At 70.5% G+C, this 16979-nt stretch carries 18 protein-coding genes; 7 read left to right on the top strand and 11 right to left on the bottom strand.

The annotated features are described in order from the left end of the window. Positions 1-20 precede the first annotated feature (20 nt). The gene (locus ACIHFD_RS02430; RefSeq protein WP_397365218.1) at positions 21-770 is read left to right on the top strand and encodes a thymidine kinase; all 750 of its coding nucleotides are present in this window, start codon (positions 21-23) and stop codon (positions 768-770) included. Here the strand turns inward: ACIHFD_RS02430 and ACIHFD_RS02425 are convergent. The 3 genes from ACIHFD_RS02425 to ACIHFD_RS02415 are packed head-to-tail and all read right to left on the bottom strand — an operon-like array spanning position 742 to position 2758. Beyond that, on the bottom strand, positions 742-1146 hold the full coding sequence (locus ACIHFD_RS02425; protein WP_350722579.1) for a MarR family transcriptional regulator: 405 nt from the start codon (positions 1144-1146) through the stop codon (positions 742-744). The genes ACIHFD_RS02430 and ACIHFD_RS02425 overlap by 29 nt on opposite strands. 34 nt (positions 1147-1180) lie before the next feature. Then, a complete protein-coding gene (locus ACIHFD_RS02420; RefSeq protein ID WP_397365217.1) occupies positions 1181-2077 on the bottom strand; it encodes a hypothetical protein in 897 nt (298 codons plus the stop codon). A gap of 42 nt (positions 2078-2119) precedes the next feature. Next, positions 2120-2758, bottom strand: coding sequence for a carbon monoxide dehydrogenase subunit G (locus tag ACIHFD_RS02415; protein WP_397365216.1), 639 nt, complete (start codon positions 2756-2758; stop codon positions 2120-2122). Between the two features lie 95 nt (positions 2759-2853). Here ACIHFD_RS02415 and ACIHFD_RS02410 point away from each other — a divergent pair, with 95 nt between their 5' ends. The 3 genes from ACIHFD_RS02410 (at position 2854) to cydB (ending at position 6149) form a co-directional block, all read left to right on the top strand. Continuing rightward, the gene (locus tag ACIHFD_RS02410) at positions 2854-3714 is read left to right on the top strand and encodes a polysaccharide deacetylase family protein (RefSeq protein ID WP_397365215.1); all 861 of its coding nucleotides are present in this window, start codon (positions 2854-2856) and stop codon (positions 3712-3714) included. A gap of 180 nt (positions 3715-3894) precedes the next feature. Then, positions 3895-5241 (top strand): cytochrome ubiquinol oxidase subunit I, encoded by a 1347-nt coding sequence (locus ACIHFD_RS02405; protein ID WP_397365214.1) that lies wholly within the window; start codon positions 3895-3897, stop codon positions 5239-5241. Between the two features lie 11 nt (positions 5242-5252). Next, the gene (gene cydB, locus ACIHFD_RS02400) at positions 5253-6149 is read left to right on the top strand and encodes a cytochrome d ubiquinol oxidase subunit II (RefSeq protein ID WP_397365213.1); all 897 of its coding nucleotides are present in this window, start codon (positions 5253-5255) and stop codon (positions 6147-6149) included. Here the strand turns inward: cydB and ACIHFD_RS02395 are convergent. The 5 genes from ACIHFD_RS02395 to ACIHFD_RS02375 are packed head-to-tail and all read right to left on the bottom strand — an operon-like array spanning position 6146 to position 10675. Continuing rightward, positions 6146-6877, bottom strand: a complete 732-nt coding sequence (locus tag ACIHFD_RS02395) for an ABC transporter ATP-binding protein (RefSeq protein ID WP_364239435.1) — start codon at positions 6875-6877, stop codon at positions 6146-6148. The genes cydB and ACIHFD_RS02395 overlap by 4 nt on opposite strands. Further along, positions 6870-7601: an ABC transporter ATP-binding protein gene (locus tag ACIHFD_RS02390; protein ID WP_397365212.1), complete on the bottom strand. Its 732-nt coding sequence runs from the start codon at positions 7599-7601 to the stop codon at positions 6870-6872. Before ACIHFD_RS02390 ends, ACIHFD_RS02395 begins: the two co-directional genes overlap by 8 nt. Beyond that, complete coding sequence (locus ACIHFD_RS02385; protein WP_397365211.1) at positions 7598-8587, bottom strand: branched-chain amino acid ABC transporter permease; 990 nt, start codon at positions 8585-8587, stop codon at positions 7598-7600. Before ACIHFD_RS02385 ends, ACIHFD_RS02390 begins: the two co-directional genes overlap by 4 nt. Then, the gene (locus ACIHFD_RS02380) at positions 8571-9452 is read right to left on the bottom strand and encodes a branched-chain amino acid ABC transporter permease (protein ID WP_350722596.1); all 882 of its coding nucleotides are present in this window, start codon (positions 9450-9452) and stop codon (positions 8571-8573) included. The genes ACIHFD_RS02385 and ACIHFD_RS02380 overlap by 17 nt, the downstream gene beginning before the upstream one ends. Beyond that, entirely contained in the window at positions 9446-10675 is a 1230-nt protein-coding gene (locus tag ACIHFD_RS02375) for an amino acid ABC transporter substrate-binding protein (protein ID WP_350722598.1), read from the bottom strand. Before ACIHFD_RS02375 ends, ACIHFD_RS02380 begins: the two co-directional genes overlap by 7 nt. A gap of 104 nt (positions 10676-10779) precedes the next feature. Between ACIHFD_RS02375 and ACIHFD_RS02370 the strand changes: the two genes are divergently transcribed. The 3 genes from ACIHFD_RS02370 to ACIHFD_RS02360 all read left to right on the top strand — a co-directional run bounded on the left by ACIHFD_RS02370 (position 10780) and on the right by ACIHFD_RS02360 (position 14977). Next, a complete protein-coding gene (locus tag ACIHFD_RS02370; protein ID WP_350722600.1) occupies positions 10780-11811 on the top strand; it encodes a LacI family DNA-binding transcriptional regulator in 1032 nt (343 codons plus the stop codon). 116 nt (positions 11812-11927) lie between these two features. After that, positions 11928-12638, top strand: coding sequence for a hypothetical protein (locus ACIHFD_RS02365; RefSeq protein ID WP_397365210.1), 711 nt, complete (start codon positions 11928-11930; stop codon positions 12636-12638). Positions 12639-12667: 29 nt separating this feature from the next. Next, positions 12668-14977: a PQQ-dependent sugar dehydrogenase gene (locus ACIHFD_RS02360; protein WP_397365209.1), complete on the top strand. Its 2310-nt coding sequence runs from the start codon at positions 12668-12670 to the stop codon at positions 14975-14977. On the opposite strand, the gene ACIHFD_RS02355 is transcribed toward ACIHFD_RS02360, so the two are convergent. The 3 genes from ACIHFD_RS02355 to ACIHFD_RS02345 form a co-directional block, all read right to left on the bottom strand. After that, positions 14974-15393, bottom strand: coding sequence for a hypothetical protein (locus ACIHFD_RS02355; RefSeq protein ID WP_350722604.1), 420 nt, complete (start codon positions 15391-15393; stop codon positions 14974-14976). The two genes, ACIHFD_RS02360 and ACIHFD_RS02355, sit on opposite strands and share 4 nt — an antisense overlap. Before the next feature lie 50 nt (positions 15394-15443). Continuing rightward, positions 15444-15866, bottom strand: coding sequence for a hypothetical protein (locus ACIHFD_RS02350; RefSeq protein WP_350722606.1), 423 nt, complete (start codon positions 15864-15866; stop codon positions 15444-15446). A gap of 66 nt (positions 15867-15932) precedes the next feature. After that, on the bottom strand, positions 15933-16940 hold the full coding sequence (locus ACIHFD_RS02345) for a leucine-rich repeat domain-containing protein (protein WP_397365208.1): 1008 nt from the start codon (positions 16938-16940) through the stop codon (positions 15933-15935). Between the last annotated feature and the right edge of the window lie 39 nt (positions 16941-16979).

The raw sequence follows: 16979 nt of genomic DNA, 5'->3' as shown, positions 1-16979 counted from the left end.
CTGCGAACTCCAGAGGAGAAATGTCCCACGAGGTCATGGAACAAGCCAAGCCACTAAGCTGGCCCCCCGTGACTGAACTGTCTGCCTTGTCTGCCGTGCCGTCTGGCGCCCGGGATGCCGTGCTCAAGTTTTACTTCGGCCCCATGGACTGCGGGAAGTCCACCTTGGCACTCCAGATGAATTACAACCACGGACGCCAGGGTAGGCGTGGCCTGGTGCTGACCAAGCACGACCGCTCCGGCGGCCCCAAGATCACCAGCCGGATCGGCCTCGGCCTGGAGGCCATCGAGGTGGAGGACTCCCTCGACATCGTGGAATTGGTCACCTCCCACGACCGCATCGACTTCCTCATCTGCGACGAGGCCTGCTTCTACACCGTCCCGCAGATCGAGCAGCTCGCGGACCTGGTGGACGAGCACTGCGTGGACGTCTACGCGTTCGGGCTGGCCTCGGACTTCCGCTCGGTGATGTTCCCGGCGGCGCAGCGGCTGTTCGAGCTGGCGGACGAGGTGTGCCGGCTGCAGGTCGAGGTGCTGTGCTGGTGCGGCCGTCCCGGGCAGCTCAACGCCAGGGTGGTGGGCGGGGTCATGGCGCGTACGGGCGAGCAGGTCGTGATCGGCGACACCGACGCCTCGCCGGTGCGCTACCAGGTGCTCTGCCGCCGCCACCACCGCTCCGGCCGGCTCGGCGAGGGCGAGGGCACGGGCGCGGGCGCGGGCGCGGGCGCGGACCGGAGCGTCCTCACACCAGGCGGTCCAGCAGGTCTCTGAACAGCCGCCGATCCTCCTCCGGCAGGTCTGCCAGGAACTCCTCCTCCGCCACGCCCACGGCGCGGGTGGCCGCCTCCAGGACCTCGCGCCCGTGGCCGGTCAGCTCCACCATGTTCTTGCGCCGGTCGGCGGGATGCGGCCGGCGCCCGACGAGCTTCTTGCGCTCCAGGCCGTCCAGCAGCGCGACCATCGTCGTCCGGTCGATGCCCAGCCGCTGGGCGGCCTCCAGCTGGGAGAGCGGCTCCGGCGTGCGGAGCACCGACATGACCCCGAACTCCCGCCCGTCGATCTCGTACGGCTCCAGCGCCGGCCCCGTCAGCTCCCCCAGGCGCAGGTTGGCGTGCTTGAGCAGATAACCGAGGCGACGTCGCGACACGCCTCGATTGTCACACAACCCTTTCGCCGGACGGCTATCCGGCGGCCAGCTCCTCCAGGCGGTAGGGAAGGTACGCCGAGTCGTCCACGAGCGCCGAGGCGCCCCGCCACCACCCGAACCACTCCCCGCTCCGCCACATCCAGTCCACGCGTTCGATGGCGGCCACCACGTCGCCGACCGTCTCCCAGCGCTCGCCGAGCTGCTCCCGGGTGGCGCCGTGCCGCACCGCCCAGGCCCGCAGGACTCCCCCGGCGGCGGCCGGGACCTCGCGGGCGTACGGGTCGGGGTCCTCGCCGGGCAACCGGTGCGGCCCCAGCCCGGCCGCCACTCCCCAGCTCCACTGCGCCTCGGCGGGCCGGGAGTAACGCAGCGAGTGGAAGTCGAGGTTGGACCCGAGATCCTCGTCGGGCCTGCGGGTGACGACCGCGTCGAGCCGCCCGCCGGCGTCGAAGTGAACGACCAGCCGCTGCCCGGGCTTCACCCCGGGCGGCAGCCGGAAGCGGTCCTCGGCATGCCACGAGTTGAGGTCGACCTCGGCGACGGGCCGGCCCCACAGCTGGTCGGCGGCGTCGTCGGAGATCCAGGCGGCCAGCATCTCCAGCGCGGTCAGATCGGTCCAGGGCTCGATCGCGACCGCCGTGCGCACCACCTCGTCGGGGGCCGGCAGCTTGCCGCCCCTGGGCCGGCTCCACCACTCCTCGCCCAGCTCGCGGGTGCCCACGAGCAGCGCGGCGATGGCGGCCAGCTCGGCCGAGCGCCGGGTGAGCGAGGCTCCGAGCGCGAGCCCCAGCGTCCGCCCGGTCCGCTCGTCCCCGAGCACCGGGCGCACGTCGACGATCAAGGTCTCGGCTGTGGGGCGCTCGTCGCCCAGCAGGTTGCGAACGACTCTCCTGGCTTCGGTTCGTGCGTCTTCCGCGTGTGCCTGCCGCATACCAGCCACGCTACGCCTGGAGATCCTTTTCCGCGAGAGCCCTCATGGGCGCCGGGAGGCTCGTCCGATCAGCCAGCCCACCGCGACGCCCGTGAGCGCGATGCCCGCCCCCATCCCGAACGACGCCAGCATCACCCACGGCCGCGTCTGCGTGTGCGGTCTGGGGACCCGCCCGTACACGGCGCCGCCCGCCGGGCTCACCGCTTCCGCCTCGGCGGGCGCCTGCACCCCGGCGGGGACGGCCGCCGCGCACAGGTGATCCTCCACGGCCGCGAAGAACTCCCCCGCCGTCCGCTTGGCCACCGACCCCAGCATGCGCTGCCCGACCCCGCCGATCATCCCGCCGATCACCGCGTCGGCGTCGTAGTCGACCCGGGTCCCGTCGCCGACCTCGCTCAGCCGCACCACGACGGTGGCGTCCACCGTCCCGGGCGCCCCCTGCCCGCACGCCTTGAGCGTGAAGCTCTCGGGCGCCAGCGGGTCGGTGAGCGACACCTCCCCCTGGTAGACGCCCTTGATGGACGCGACGCCCGCGTTCACGGTCATCCGGTACGTGTCCGGCCCGGTCTCCTCAAGGCACTCGCATCCCGGAATGGTGCTCGCCAGCACCGCCGGATCCTGGAGCGCAGCCCACACCCGATCCCTCTGAACGCCGATCACGGCAGTACCCGCCACCTTCATGTCGCCACTCTAAGCAGCCGGGACCAGGTGGATAAGGGCAACACCTGCCAGAGGAAGACAAGACTTGAGGATCATGCCTGGCAAGATGGGGCCCCATGCGCGCGTTGAAGATCATGCCCCGTCCGGCCGCCGTCGCCTGCGTGCTGGCCCTCCTCGCCGCGTGCACCCCCGCCGGGACCGCGAGCGTCCGCCGGCCCGGCACCACCTCCGCCCCGAGTTCCCCGTCCGCACGACCCAAGGCCACCCGGCACGGCCCGCCGGGCGAGCAGCCGCGCACGGGCGAGGTGCGCCCGGTCGAGCGTGCCGGCGACCTGCCGCCCGTGATCAGCTCGATCCCCACCAAGCGCAAGGTCGTCTTCCTGACCATCGACGACGGCTGGGAGCAGGATCCGGGCTTCGTCAAGCAGGTACGCGACCAGCACATCCCCATCACCGCCTTCGCCATGCGCGACGCCGTGGAGGCCAAGGGCACCCCGGACCCGGCCGGCGGCCCAGGGAAATACGTAGGTGCCGGTAAATGGGGATACTTCCGGCAGCTCCGCAACGCCAACGTCGCCATCGAGAACCACACCCTCACCCACCCCAACCTCCGCCTGCTCTCCCAGGACGCCCAGCGCCGCGAGATCTGCGGCTCCTCCCAGGTCATCAGGAAGGAGCTAGGCGCCAGGCCCACGCTGTTCAGGCCCCCGTTCGGCAACTACAACACCGACACGCTCAGGGCCGCCAAGAGCTGCGGCATCGAGGCGGTCCTCCTCTGGACGGCCACCGTCCAGCCGGGCGGCAAGATCGCCTACCAGGTGCCCGACAAGCGCCTGCGCCCGGGCGACATCCTGCTCCTCCATTTCCGTCCCAACCTGGCCGGGGACTTCCGCATCCTGGTCAACAAGATCAAGCGCCGCGGATTCGAGCTGGGCAACCTCCAGGCGTACCTGGCCGCCATGGCTGTCGACCGGTAGGCGTACCCCCGAATCACCCCGGCGGCGGACGCGCCGGGGCCCGCCCGCACGGGATCCTCGATGCGGCAACAACCAACGGGGAGCGATGTGACCAAGCTCGCATCGCGTTGCTCTACGAGCTGTAGTACTACTTCAAGTAGATAAACTACACGCTGTAGAGCTCAGGGAGTCGGCGGGGAGATGGACGCACTTGACCTGGCACGGTGGCAGTTCGGGGTGACCACCGTGTACCACTTTCTGTTCGTGCCCTTGACCATCGGTCTGGGGATCTTCGTGGCGGGCCTGCAGACGGCCTGGCACCGGACAGGGAAAGAGCACTACCTGAAGCTCACGAAGTTCTTCGGGAAGCTGTTCCTGATCAACTTCGCCATGGGCGTGGTCACCGGCATCGTGCAGGAGTTCCAGTTCGGGATGAACTGGAGTGAATACTCAACGTTCGTCGGCGACGTCTTCGGGGCGCCGCTGGCCATGGAGGCGCTGCTGGCCTTCTTCATGGAGTCCACGTTCCTGGGGCTGTGGATCTTCGGATGGGACCGGCTGCCGAAGAAGGCGCACCTGGCGTGCATCTGGGCGGCCGCCATCGGGTCCAACTTGTCGGCGTATTTCATCCTCGCGGCCAACGCCTGGATGAAGCACCCCGTCGGCTACGAGGTCGTGGACGGCAGGGCCAGGATGACCGACCTGTGGGCCGTGCTGACCAACTCCACGGCGGTGGCGCAGGTGCCCCACGTGATCGGGGCGGCGTTCATCGTGGCGGGCGGATTCGTGCTGGCCGTGAGCGGCTACTGGCTGCTCAGGACGCGCGCCCCGATGTGGCGCAGCGCGGCCCGCGCCGCCCTCGTCATGACGGCCCTCGCGGGCGCCGTCGTCGCGGGCACCGGCGACATGTCGGCCAGGCTGATGTACGAGCAGCAGCCCATGAAGCTGGCCTCCGCCGAGGGCCTGGAGCGCGATACGGCCGGCGCGGCGTTCTCCCTCGTCCCGGGCATCGAGATCCCCAAGGTCCTCAGCTTCCTGTCCGCCCACGACCCGAACGCCACCGTCCAGGGCACCGAGGACCTGCAGCGCCGCTTCGAGCAGCAGTTCGGCCCGGGCGACTACCGGCCGAACGAGCCGGTCGTGTTCTGGTCGTTCCGGGTGATGATGGGGTTCGGGATGGCCACGGTGGGCCTGTCGGTGCTGGGCCTCTGGCTGACCCGGCGCAGGCGTGAGTTCCCGAGGTGGCTGTCGCGGGCGATGCTCCTGGCGGTGCCGCTGCCGCTGGCCTCGGTGATCGCCGGGTGGCTGCTGAGCGAGATCGGCCGCCAGCCGTGGACGGTCGCGGGCGAGCTGCTCACCGCCTCCAGCGTGTCCCCGGGGGTGAGCCTGGCCGAGGTGGCCACGTCCCTGACGATCTTCACGCTCCTGTACGGCGCGCTCGCCGTGGCCGAGGTCGTCCTGCTGACCAGGCATGTCCGCAAGGGCGTCGAGGAGCAGGCGCCCACCCCCGCCGCCGCCGAGCGGCGCGAGCCGTCGCTGATGTACTGAGGGAGCAGACAATGATCGAGTTGTGGTTCGTCATCATCGCCTTCCTCTGGACGGGCTACTTCGTGCTGGAGGGCTTCGACTTCGGCGTCGGCATGCTGGCCCCGCTGGTCAGCCGCAACCCCGGCGAGCAGCGGCAGAGCCTGCAGACCATCGGCCCGGTGTGGGACGGCAACGAGGTGTGGCTGATCACCGCCGTCGGCGCCATGTTCGCCGCGTTCCCCGCCTGGTACGCGGGGGTGTTCAGCTCGTTCTACCTGCCGGTGACGCTCGTCCTGGTCGGCCTGATCGTGCGCGGCGTCGGCCTGGAGTGGCGCGGCAAGGTGAACGACCCGCGCTGGTGCGACCTGGGCATCGTGGTGGGCAGCGCGCTCCCGGCGTTCCTGTGGGGGGCGGTCTTCGCCGACCTGGTGTTCGACAGCGTGCCGGCCGCCCTGCTCGGAGGCGCGTTCTCGCTGGCGGTGTGCGCCCTGCACGGCGCCGTCTTCCTGGCGCTCAAGACCACCGGCCCGGTACGCCGCCGCGCCCGCATCGTGGCGATGGCCGCCAGCGGCGTGGCCGTTCCGGTGGCCGTGGCCGCCCTGTCGAGCCTGGGCACGTTCCCCGCGCTGGCCGCCATGGCGGCGCTGGCGGCCGCCACGGCGCTGATCTGGCGCCGCCGCGAGGGCTGGGCCTTCGCGGCCACGGCGGGGGCGATCGTGCTGTCGACCCTGGCGGTCTTCATGGAGCTGCGCCTGCGCCCGTTCCCCGGCCTGACGCTGGCGGAGGCGGCCTCCGGGCCGTACACGCTGACGATGCTGAGCTGGATCGGCCTGATCACGCTCCCGTTCGTGCTGGTGTATCAGGGGTGGACGTACTGGGTGTTCAGGAAGCGCGTCCGGGTGGAGGGCACCCTCCTCACGCAGGGCTAGGTGACAGGGGCGCCGCCGAGATAGAGGCGGCCGAGCCGGGGGTCGGCGGCCAGCTCGCGGGCGGGGCCGGAGATGTGGACACGGCCGAGGTCGAGCACGCAGCCGACGTCGGCCATCTCCAGCGCCCGGCGCGCGTTCTGCTCCACCAGCAGCACGGCGACGCCCGTACGGCGCATCAGGTCGATCTGGTCGAAGACCACCTGCGTGTTACGCGGGTCGAGCCCCATCGACGGCTCGTCCAGCAGCACCACGGAGGGCTCCAGCATGAGCGCCCGCGCGAACTCCACCTGCTTCTGCTGCCCGCCCGACAGCAGCCCGGCCATGCTCCCCCACCGCTCGCCCACCACGGGGAACAGCTCCTTGACCGCCTCCATCCGGGCCTGGAGCTTCGCGGAGTCGCGCACGGTGAAGCCGCCGAGCCGCACGTTCTCGGCCACGGTCATCTCGCGGAACACGCTGTGCCCCTGCAGCACGTGGGCGAGCCCGCGCCCGAGCAGGCGCTGCGGCGACAGGCCCGTCACGTCCTGGCCGGCCAGCAGGACCCGCCCCGACCGGGGCGCGAGCAGGCCGCTGGCGACCTTGAGCGCGGTGGACTTGCCCGCGCCGTTCGGCCCCACCAGGCAGACCACCTCGCCGGCGCGCACGGTGACGGTCAGGCCGCGCAGCACCGGCGCGGCCCTGCCGTAGCCTGCCTCGACGTCTTCCAGCGCCAGGATGGTCTCAGACACCGAGGTACGCCTCCAGCACGCGCGGGTCGTCCCGCACCTCGGCGGGCGGGCCCGCCGCGATCGGCGCTCCCCGGTCGAAGACGATCACGTGGTCGCACATGCCCATCACCATGTCCATGTTGTGCTCGACGACGAGGAACGTACGGCCCTCCGCGTTGAGGTCGCGTACGAGCGAGACGATCCGGTCGATCAGCGCCGGGTTGACCCCGCCCGCCGGCTCGTCCAGCAGCACCAGCTCGGGCTCGGCCATGAGGACGGCGGCCAGCTCCAGCAGCTTCTGCTGGCCGTAGGACAGGTCGCGGGCCTCGGCGTCCTCCAGGTGCTCGATGCCCATGCGCCGCAGCCAGTGCCGGGCCCGCTCGACCTCGCCCTGGTCCCGCAGCCCGGCCAGCAGCTCGCGCAGGCGGGTGCGGCGGACGGCGACCAGCATGTTCTCCAGCACGGTCAGGCGCGGGAAGACGCGGCAGAGCTGGAAGGTGCGGCCGATGCCGGCGTGCGCGACGCGGTGCGGCGAGTGGCGGGTGATGTCGCGGTCGCGGTAGAGCACCCGGCCGGAGTCCGGCTTGATCATGCCGGTGACGATGTTGAAGAACGTGGTCTTGCCGGAGCCGTTGGGGCCGATCAGGCCGTTGATCCTGCCCTCCTGGAGCTCGACGCTCGCGCCGTCCACGGCGAGCACCCCGCCGAACGACTTGGTCAGTCCCTCGGTGCGCAGCGAAGTCATCGGGCCGCCCTCTGGAGCCGTTGTTCGGCCGTCTCGTCCGGGATGGAGGGCCCGGCGCGCCTCCTGGTGAGCCGGGCGAGGATGCCGTCCGGCATGAACAGCACGACCAGCACGAGCAGCAGGCCCGTCGCGGTCAGGTGGATCTGCGTCTCACCCAGCGCGATCAGGAAGTACTCGCCGGCCGGGGCCACGATGAGCGCCCCGAGCAGCGGCCCGAACAGGTGCCTGACCCCGCCGAGCAGGCTCATCAGCACCATGTACGACCCGATGAGGATGGAGAAGACGAAGATCGGGTCGAGGCTGCCGAACCAGACCGCGTAGAGCCCTCCGGCGAGCGACACGAACAGGGCCGACAGGGCGAAGGCCGTCACCTTGTACGCCCCCGTCGGCACCCCCAGGGACTCGGCCTTGTCCTCGTCCTCCCTGATCGCCCGCAGGCCGGCGCCGAACCGGGAGCGCGAGACGTACCACCAGGACAGCAGCGCGAGCCCGAGCAGCGCCAGGAACAGGTAGAAGAACACGATGTGCGTCTGCCCCCGGTGCAGGTCGGGGAAGGGCGAGGGGACCTGCAGCCCGGTGGAGCCGCCGGTGAGCGAGCGCCAGCCCTGCACGACGAGGTTCATCATCGACACGAGCGCGATCGACACGATCACGAACGACGCGCCGCGCACCCGCACGGCCGCGACGCCGACGAACACGGCGAACGCCGTCACGGCGACGGCCGACACCAGCAGGGCCGCGACCCACGGCATGCCCAGGCGCACGATCAGCAGGCCGGTCCCGTACGCGCCGAGGCCGAAGAACGCCGAGTGGCCGAGGGAGACGTATCCGGTGAAACCGCCCAGCAGGTTCCAGGACGTGGACATGGCGGCGTACATGACGGTCAGCGCGCCCGCGTACACGAGGTAGTAGTTGGGGACCAGCCACGGATAGGCCAGCGCCAGGCAGGCGACCAGCAGCGGGATCCCTCTAGAAGCGATGCGCAAGCCGGCCTCCGAAGAACCCCTGGGGGCGCGCGAGCAGCGTCAGGAAGAGGAAGACGTAGAACATCATCGTGGCCCAGGTGGCGTCCACGGTCACCAGCACGAGGCCCTCGACCACGCCGAGCAGGACGGCCGCCAGCGCCGCGCCGATCACGCTCCCCAGCCCTCCGACCACGATGATGGCCATGAGCTTGCCGATCCACACCCAGTGCGAGGCGGGGAAGAACGGCGTGATGAGCGCGAGCACGGTGCCGCCGACGGCCGCGGTGGCGAGGCCGACGCCGAAGCCGTACCCGGCGACCCGCTCGGTCTGGACGCCGACCAGCCGGGCCGCCTCCCGGTGCTGGATGGTGGCCCGCAGCGCCTGCCCGAACCGGCTCTTGACCAGCACCGCGAACAGCACCGCGAGGGTGAGCGCCGCGACGAAGAAGGCGATGATCTTGTCGTACGGGAGGTGCACGCCGCCGATCGTCAGCGACTTGGTCGCGTACTCCATGCTGACCGACTTGTAGGACCCGGTGTAGATCGTCCCGAGCAGCCCCTCGATCGCCAGCGCGATCCCGAACGTCAGCAGCACCGACATCATCGCCAGGTTGTCCGGCGCCAGCCGCGCGACGAGCAGCCGCTGCACCGCCACGCCCAGCGCGAAGAAGAGCGGCACGGTGACGGGCAGCGCCAGGAACGGGTCCACGCCGAACGTCGTGTGCACGGTGTAGGTCAGATAGGCGGCCAGGAACAGGAACGCCGGATGGGCCACCATGACCACCCGCATCACCCCGAAGTACAGCGACAGGCCGGAGGCCAGCAGCGCGTAGAGGCCTCCGGTCAGCACGCCCAGGGCCAGCCCCTGCAGGAGCAGGCTCACCATGGCTTCTTCGGGTAGACAAGGTCGGCCGTCTTGGCCTGCTCGGGGAGCACGATCTCGACCTTTCCGCCGACGTACTGCTGGATCATGTGCGCCTGCTCGGGCCTGCCCTGGTCGTCGAAGGAGAGCTTGCCCACGACCGTGTCGAACGTGCCCTGCCTGATGTGGTCGGCCAGCTTGTCCTGGCACTCCTTGGTGGCGTCGACGCACTTGGCGGCGTTCACGGCGGCCTCGACGACCTGGCCGACGGTGAAGCCGTTGGCGGTGTCCTCGTTCGCCTCGCCGTTGAACATCTCCTTGTGGCGTTTGATCATCTCCTGGTTGCCGGTGAAGGTGGCCGTGGCCGACCAGCCGACGGGCGAGATGATGCTCTCGGCCGCCCCCTTCACCGCGGCGGGGAACTCCGGCTCCGTCGGCCCCGTCGAGAACGCCGCCAGCTTGGGCTGTACCTTCAGCTCCTGCAGCGCGCGCACCAGGCCCACGGAGTCCTCGAACTGCGTGCCGCCCACCACGATGTCCGGCTTCGCCGCGGCGATCTTGGCGGCGATGGGCGAGAAGTCGGTGGTCTCGGGCGGGTAGACCTCGTCCACGACCGTCTTGATCCCGGCCGCGGCCAGCTTGTCCCGCAGCCCGTACGCGGTGCCCTGCGCGAACGGGTCGTCCAGGCTCGCGTACGCCGCCGTCTTCGGCCGCTTGTCGGCCGGCAGCTTGATGATGTAGTCGGCCAGGTAGTTGTAGTGGTCGCTCGCGATCGCCGGCGCCGCGTAGAACAGCCGCTTGAAGCCCTGCTCGAAGACCTCCTTGGCGGCCCCGGCCGGCTCCACGAACAGCATGTTGTACGACTCCGCGACCTTCGCCGCGGGGATCACCAGCCGCGACGAGAACGGCCCGAAGACCAGGTTGACCTTGTCCTGGGTGATGAGCGACTCGTAGTCGGAGCTGACCCGGTTGGGGTCGGAGGCGTCGTCGCGGAAGATCAGCTCGACCTTCCTGCCCAGCAGGCCGCCCTTGGCGTTCACCCGGTCGGCCCAGACCTGGTAGCCGTCCTTGATGCCGTTGCCGGGCTCGGCGAAGTCGCCCGTGAGCGGAAGGGAGATGCCGATCTTGACCGGACCCTGCTGCTGCCCCGCCGGCTGAGCCGTCCCCGGCTCGTCGGTCTTGGCGCAGGCAGTCAGGGCCAAAGCGCACATCGAAGTGATCGTCAGGCTCTTGAGAACTCTTGCCATCGAGGAAATCCCCCGTCAGAAGAGGCGCCACGAAAGCGCTTACGTAAGCGCTTTCGGTTACGATTACACGAGATCCGGCCCCGGACAAGGGGGGTTCTCAGCGCATGACCGAGCGATCTCATCCACCCCGCCTCGTCGACGTGGCCAAGGCCGCGGGGGTCTCGCTGGCCACGGCCTCCCGGGCCCTGACGGGCAGCAGCGGCGTGAGCGCCGAGGTCGCCGCCCACGTCCAGGCGGTCGCGTCCCAGGTCGGCTACGTGCCCAACAGCCACGCGCGGGCCCTGGCCGGCGGGCAGGCGTCCATGGTCGGGCTGATCGTGCACGACGTCGGCGACCCCTACTTCGGCGAGATCGCCAGGGGCGTGCTGCGCGAGACCGAGAGCCGCGGCTACATGGCGCTCATCAGCCAGACCGAGCGCGACCCGCGTGCCGAGTTGTCCCGGGTCCGGGCGTTGCGCGCGCACCGCGTGACCTCGATCGTGCTGGCCGGGTCCGGCTACGTCGATGCGGCGACCGAGGCCGACATCGCCACCGAGGTGCGCTCGTTCACGGCGGCGGGCGGCCGGGTGGCCGTCATCGGCCGCCACCACCTGCCGGTGGACGCCGTGCTGCCCGACAACGCGGCCGGCGGCTCCACGCTCATGCACCACCTGCTCGACCTGGGCCACCGCCGCCTCGGCGTGCTCGGCGGCCCGGCCAACCTGACCACGGTGGAAGACCGGCTGGCCGGGCTGCGGGCGGCGCTGGCCGCGGCCGGGCTCGACTGGCGCTCGTTCCCCGTCGTGCACGGCGACTTCACCAGGGAGGGCGGCGCGGCAGCCACGGCCCGGCTGATGCGGGCGCACCCCGACCTGACGGCGGTGGTCGCGCTCAACGACCCGATGGCGGTGGGCGCGCTGTCGTGGCTGCTCAACAACGGGCGCAGGGTGCCCGGGGAGATCTCGGTGGCCGGCTTCGACGACGTGCCGGTGGCGCGCGACGTGTATCCGGCGCTCACCACGATCAGGCTGCCCATGGTCGAGATGGGCAAGCAAGCGCTTGAGCTAGTTCTCAAGCCGCCCGCCTCGCGCCCGCGCCGCCGCCGCACCGCGCACGAGCTGGTCGTACGCGCCTCCACGGCCCCACCGCCGCCTTGACACCGCTTCACCGGACCCCTTGACAGCCTGATCCCCCGGGTTAAGATCCGCTCGAAGTTCAAAAGAAAGCGCTTTCGGAAGCGCTTACGAGAGCGCACCCGGCGAGAGGATCCCGGATGTCAGCCTTTCGCACCCTCCTCCTGACGGCCATGCTCGCGCTGGCCGTACCGATCCCCGCGCAGGCCGCCACCGCCACAGTGGCACCGGACTGCGGCCCCGGCCAGGCCAAGGTGAAGCACGTCAACGACGGGCGCAACTGGGCGCCGGTGACGCCCGCCAAGTGGCAGTTCCCCGGCGACCAGGTGATCCTCGCCGAGGCCGGCGTCGCGCGCCCGGGCCCGCGGCGGCCCTTCGAGTACGCGGTGCTGAAGACGGGCCCCGAGTTCGGCTCGGTGCGGATCGACGCGCAGGTCCGCCTGGACACCCCGACCAGCGTCAGCAACCGCGACGTGATCATCGTGTTCGGCTACCGGTCGGACACGGAGTTCTACTACGTCCACCTCTCGCAGGACAACACCATCTACCCGCACAACGGGATCTTCGTCGTCAACAACGCGGACCGCCTGCGCATCGACGACCAGTGGAACGGCCAGGTGGGCGCGCCGCCCGCGGTCACCGACACGGCGTGGCACCGCGTCCGCGTCACCCACTGCGCCGAGACCGGCCGCATCGCGGTCTACATGGACGGCGCCACGACGCCGCTGATCACGGCCACCGACCGCACGTTCGCGTCGGGCCGGGTCGGCTTCGGCTCTTTCGACAACATCGGCAGGATGCGCGACATGACCGTCAAGGGCACCCCCGCCTGCGACAGCGCCGATCAATAGCCCCCCGACTCCCCTGGTGGTGAACAGGTATGCCGAAAACCCTCCGGTGCCTGATCGCCGCGGTGCTGGTGACCGCGTTATGCGCGCCGCCGGCAGCCGCGCAGGCCGACCCGACCCCCGTCGACGACCCCATCCCCGAGAAGCCGACCGCCTCGGGGCTGACGCTGACGCTGGAGGAGTTCGCCTCGTTCCCGAAGACGGAGACGACTCCCGAGCCGACTGACCCGCGCCTGGTCCGCACGGCCAGGATCAACTACCTGGGCGAGCTCCCCGACGGCTCGCGCCGCCTGTTCGTCAACGACCTCAACGGCAAGCTCTACTTCCTCGACAAGGGGCAGCCGCGCGAATACCTCGACGTCGGCGCGGCCTTCGCGCCCGACTTCGTCTCCGGGCGCGGCCTGGGCAGCGGGTTCGGCTTCGCCGCCTTCCACCCCGACTTCGCGACGAACGGCAAGTTCTACACGGTCCACACCGAGTGGGGCGCCGCGCTGACCACGAAGACGCCCGACATGACGCCCCAACCGGGCACCAGGTTCCACGGCATCATCACCGAGTGGACGGCCACCGACCCGAAGGCGAACGTCTTCTCCGGCACCCACAGGGAGGTGCTGCGGCTCGGCTTCAACGGCCAGATCCACGGCATCCAGCAGATCGACTTCAACCCGGCCGCACGCCGCGGGGGCAAGGACTACGGCCTGCTCTACGTCGCCTCGGGTGACGGCGGCCGCGGGGTGTCCAGCGACGACCCGCAGAACCTGGCGAACCCGTTCGGCAAGATCCTCAGGATCGACCCCACGGGCACGAACAGCGCGAACGGCAAGTACGGCGTCCCCGCCTCGAACCCCTTCGCCGGCCAGTCCGGCAAGCTGGGTGAGATCTACGCCTACGGCATGCGCGACCCCCACCGCTTCAGCTGGGACACGCAGGCCGGCAACCGGCTGTTCCTCGGCCACATCGGCGAGCACGCCATCGAGGCCATCTACGACGTCGGCGCCGGCGACAACCTGGGCTGGAGCGAGCGCGAGGGCTCGTTCGTGTTCAGCAAGTCCGACCGCTGCCACCTCTACACGCTGCCGGACGACGACGCGCAGTACGGCTACACCTACCCGGTGGCCGCCTACGACCACGACCCGCCGCCCGGACACTCCTGCACCTCCGACAGCGGCCACGCCGTCACCGGCGGGTTCGTCTACCGCGGGCAGAAGCTGCCCCTGCTGTACGGCAAGTACCTGTTCGGCGACATCGTGGACGGCCAGGTCTTCTTCACCGTCGCCTCCGAGATGGACGAGCGCACCGGCCGCCGGGCCACGATCCACAAGCCGCGACTGGTGGACGCGTCCGGAAAGCAGCTGACCATGCAGGACCTGGCCGGGAGCACCCGCGTGGACCTGCGCTTCGGCCGGGACGGCGCGGGCGAGCTCTACGTGCTGTCCAAGGCGAACGGGAAGATCTGGAAGATCACCAAGGCCGGCTGGACCCCGCCGAACGTGCTGCCGACCCTGCGCGACCACGTGGTGGCCGCGTACGACTTCGAGCACCCGCTGCCCGCCGACCCGGCCCAGGAGCAGGACCAGGGCCTGTCCGGCACGAACATCACGCTGGTCAACGGCGGCGCCGCCATGCGCGTGGCCGACCAGGCCTACCGGGGCAGCACGTACGCGCTGCAGACCCGCCAGGTCGATCCGGCCACGACCGGCAACGACGACTGGAAGGCCGGCGTCTACGGCGCGGACGGCGTGCCGACGCTGCGCGCGTTCAACGGCGTCAAGGGCGCGACCGTCATGGGCTGGTTCAAGATGTTGGGCGACGGCCCGGCGCCCAACTCCAACACCGAGGACCCGGCCGACTTCTTCAACGCGATCGGCCTGGCCGGGGTGCTCAGCGGCAACTCCCAGGGGCACGACGTCCGGGCCCTGCTCGAGCTCATCACGGTGAACGGCGAGATGAGGGTCGTGGCGCTCGCCCGGCGGGTGGACGGCAGCGCCTCCCAGACGTTCGCCGCGAACAAGCCCTGGCGGGAGGTGCTGCCTCGGGACCAGTGGGTGTTCCTGGCCGCGACGTTCGACTTCGACAAGGGGACGATGAAGCTCTACAGGAACGGCCGCCCGCTCGACGGGTTCTACTCGGTCACCGGCGACCCGTGGGGCGTCGAAGGGGACCCCGAGCCGGACGTCACCTCGGCGACGGACCCGAGAGGCATCAAGATCGGCGGTAGCTATCCGCAGAACACCAGGGAGCAGAACCCCTGCGACTGCCGGATGGACGGCCTGATGTTCCTGGACCGCGTCGCGGCCCCGGCCGAGGTCTGGGCCCAGTACGAGTTGCTGAAGCTCCGCTAGCCGATGGTCTTCATCTGCTTCGTACGGTGATCAGTGAGGTGGAGGTCGCCGCCGAGCCGCTCCTTCAGCAGGTCGAGCACCTTGCGACTGGACAGCACGGTCCAGAGGTTGCCGACCAGGTGGGGGTTGTACTCGGGGGCGGCGTCCATCCAGGCGTCCTTGCCCGCCTGCGTCTTGAACGTCGTGACGAAGAACTCGCCATCGGGGGTCTTGCAGTAGCCGGTGCGGATCTCGGCGGCGTTGACCTGCATCTTCGGCTTGCAGCCGACCTTGGCCGAGAGCTGCTCGACGGTGAGGGGGGCGGCGTGGCCCTGCTTTCCGGCTGCTGCGACATAGCCGCCTCCGCTCCCTGAGGAGCATCCGGCGACCAGTCCGGCCAGCAGCGCGAAAGCGGCCAGACGTGGAAGTGTCGTCATGTGCGAAGGTACGCGGGCCCACCAGCCCCGGTTCACCTCATACCGATTGGTTACTTCGGTGGCGCCGGCGTCTGGGAGACCCTGTGGTCCATCAGATGCAGATCGCCGCTGAGCGGCTCCTTCAGCTGCTCCAGCACCGGGAGCGGGCCCAGGACGGTCCACTGCGGGCCGACCAGGTGCGGGTTGTACTCCGGCGCCCGGTCCATCCACTCGTCCTTGAGCTTCTCGCTGGCGAACGTGTTGACGAAGAACTGACCCGCCTTGGTCTTGCAGTAGCCGGTGCGGAGGTCGGAGGCCTCGACCTGCATCTTCGGCTTGCAGCCGACCTTGGCGGAGAGTTGCTCGACGGTGAGGATTGCCGCTGGTTTCTGCGTTTCGCCCGCTGCGACGTAGTCGCCCCAGCCCCCTGAGGAGCATCCGGCGACCAGTCCGGCCAGCAGCGCGAAAGCGGCCAGACGTGGAAATGTCGTCATGTGCGGAGGTACGCACCCTCGATCACCCCGGTTCACCCCGAATCAGCCCAAAACCGAGCGATTCCATCAGCGCAGGATGACGCAGCCCTGATCGCGGAGCCGTCGCAGCACCTCAGGCTCGCCGTCGAGCTTGTTCCACCGCAGGTCGAGCTTCTCCAGCGGGGGCAGGCTCGCGGGCAGCTCGCGCAGCCGGTTGTTGCGCAGGTCGAGGTGCCTGAGTCCGGGCGGCAGGCGGTCCGGCAGCTCGCGGAGGTGGTTGTTGCGCAGGTCGAGCACGCGCAGCTCGCCCAGCTCGGCGATGGAGGCGGGCAGCCGGGTCAGCCGGTTGCCCTGCGCGTGCAGCTCCCGCAGCCCGGCCAGGCCGCCGATGGCCTCGGGCAGGGACTCCAGCCGGTTGTTGTAGAGCCGCAGCTCCACCAGCGCGGCCATCCGCCCCAGCGACTCGGGCAGCCGGGTGAGCCGGTTGTCGGTGAGGTTGAGGTAGGCGAGCCGGTCCAACCGCCCGATCGCCTCCGGCACCTCGGTGAACCGGTTGTCGCTCAGGTAGAGGTAGTCGGTCAGGTCCAGGTCGCCCAGCTCGGGCGGGACGGAGTCGAGCCGGTTGTGCCCGAGGTCCAGCATGCGCAGCCGGGTCAGCCCGCCGATCGCGGCCGGGACCTCGGTGAGCGCGTTCTCGGCGAGGTTGAGGGATTCGAGGCCGGTCAGCTTCCAGAGCGAGCCGGGCACATCGGTCAGCCCGTTGCCGCCCGCCGCGAGGTGCCGCAGGGCGGGGCTCAGCCGGTCGGGGATCGCGCCGACGCGGTTGCCGTACAGGAAGAGCACCTCCAGGCGCGGCGGGCAGCCGGGGAAGGACGTCAGCTCGTTGCCGTCCAGGTGCAGCGCGCGCAGCGCGGTGAGCCCCGACAGGTCGGGCAGCGAGCGCAGCCGGTTGCCGTCGAGCCTGAGCTCCTCCAGCGCGGTGAGCCCGGCCACCCAGGCGGGCACCTCGGCGATGTCGTTCCAGGCCAGGTCGATCAGGCGGACGTCGGCGGGAACGGCGGGGAATTCGGTCAGACCGGAAGCGGGCGCACGCATGGCGCCGATCATCCCACGGCGCGGGTCATCGGTCGGCGC

The organism is Nonomuraea sp. NPDC051941, assembly GCF_044593615.1.
Note: the sequence above shows the minus strand (reverse complement) of the source record. Positions and strands in the feature narration are given on the sequence as shown.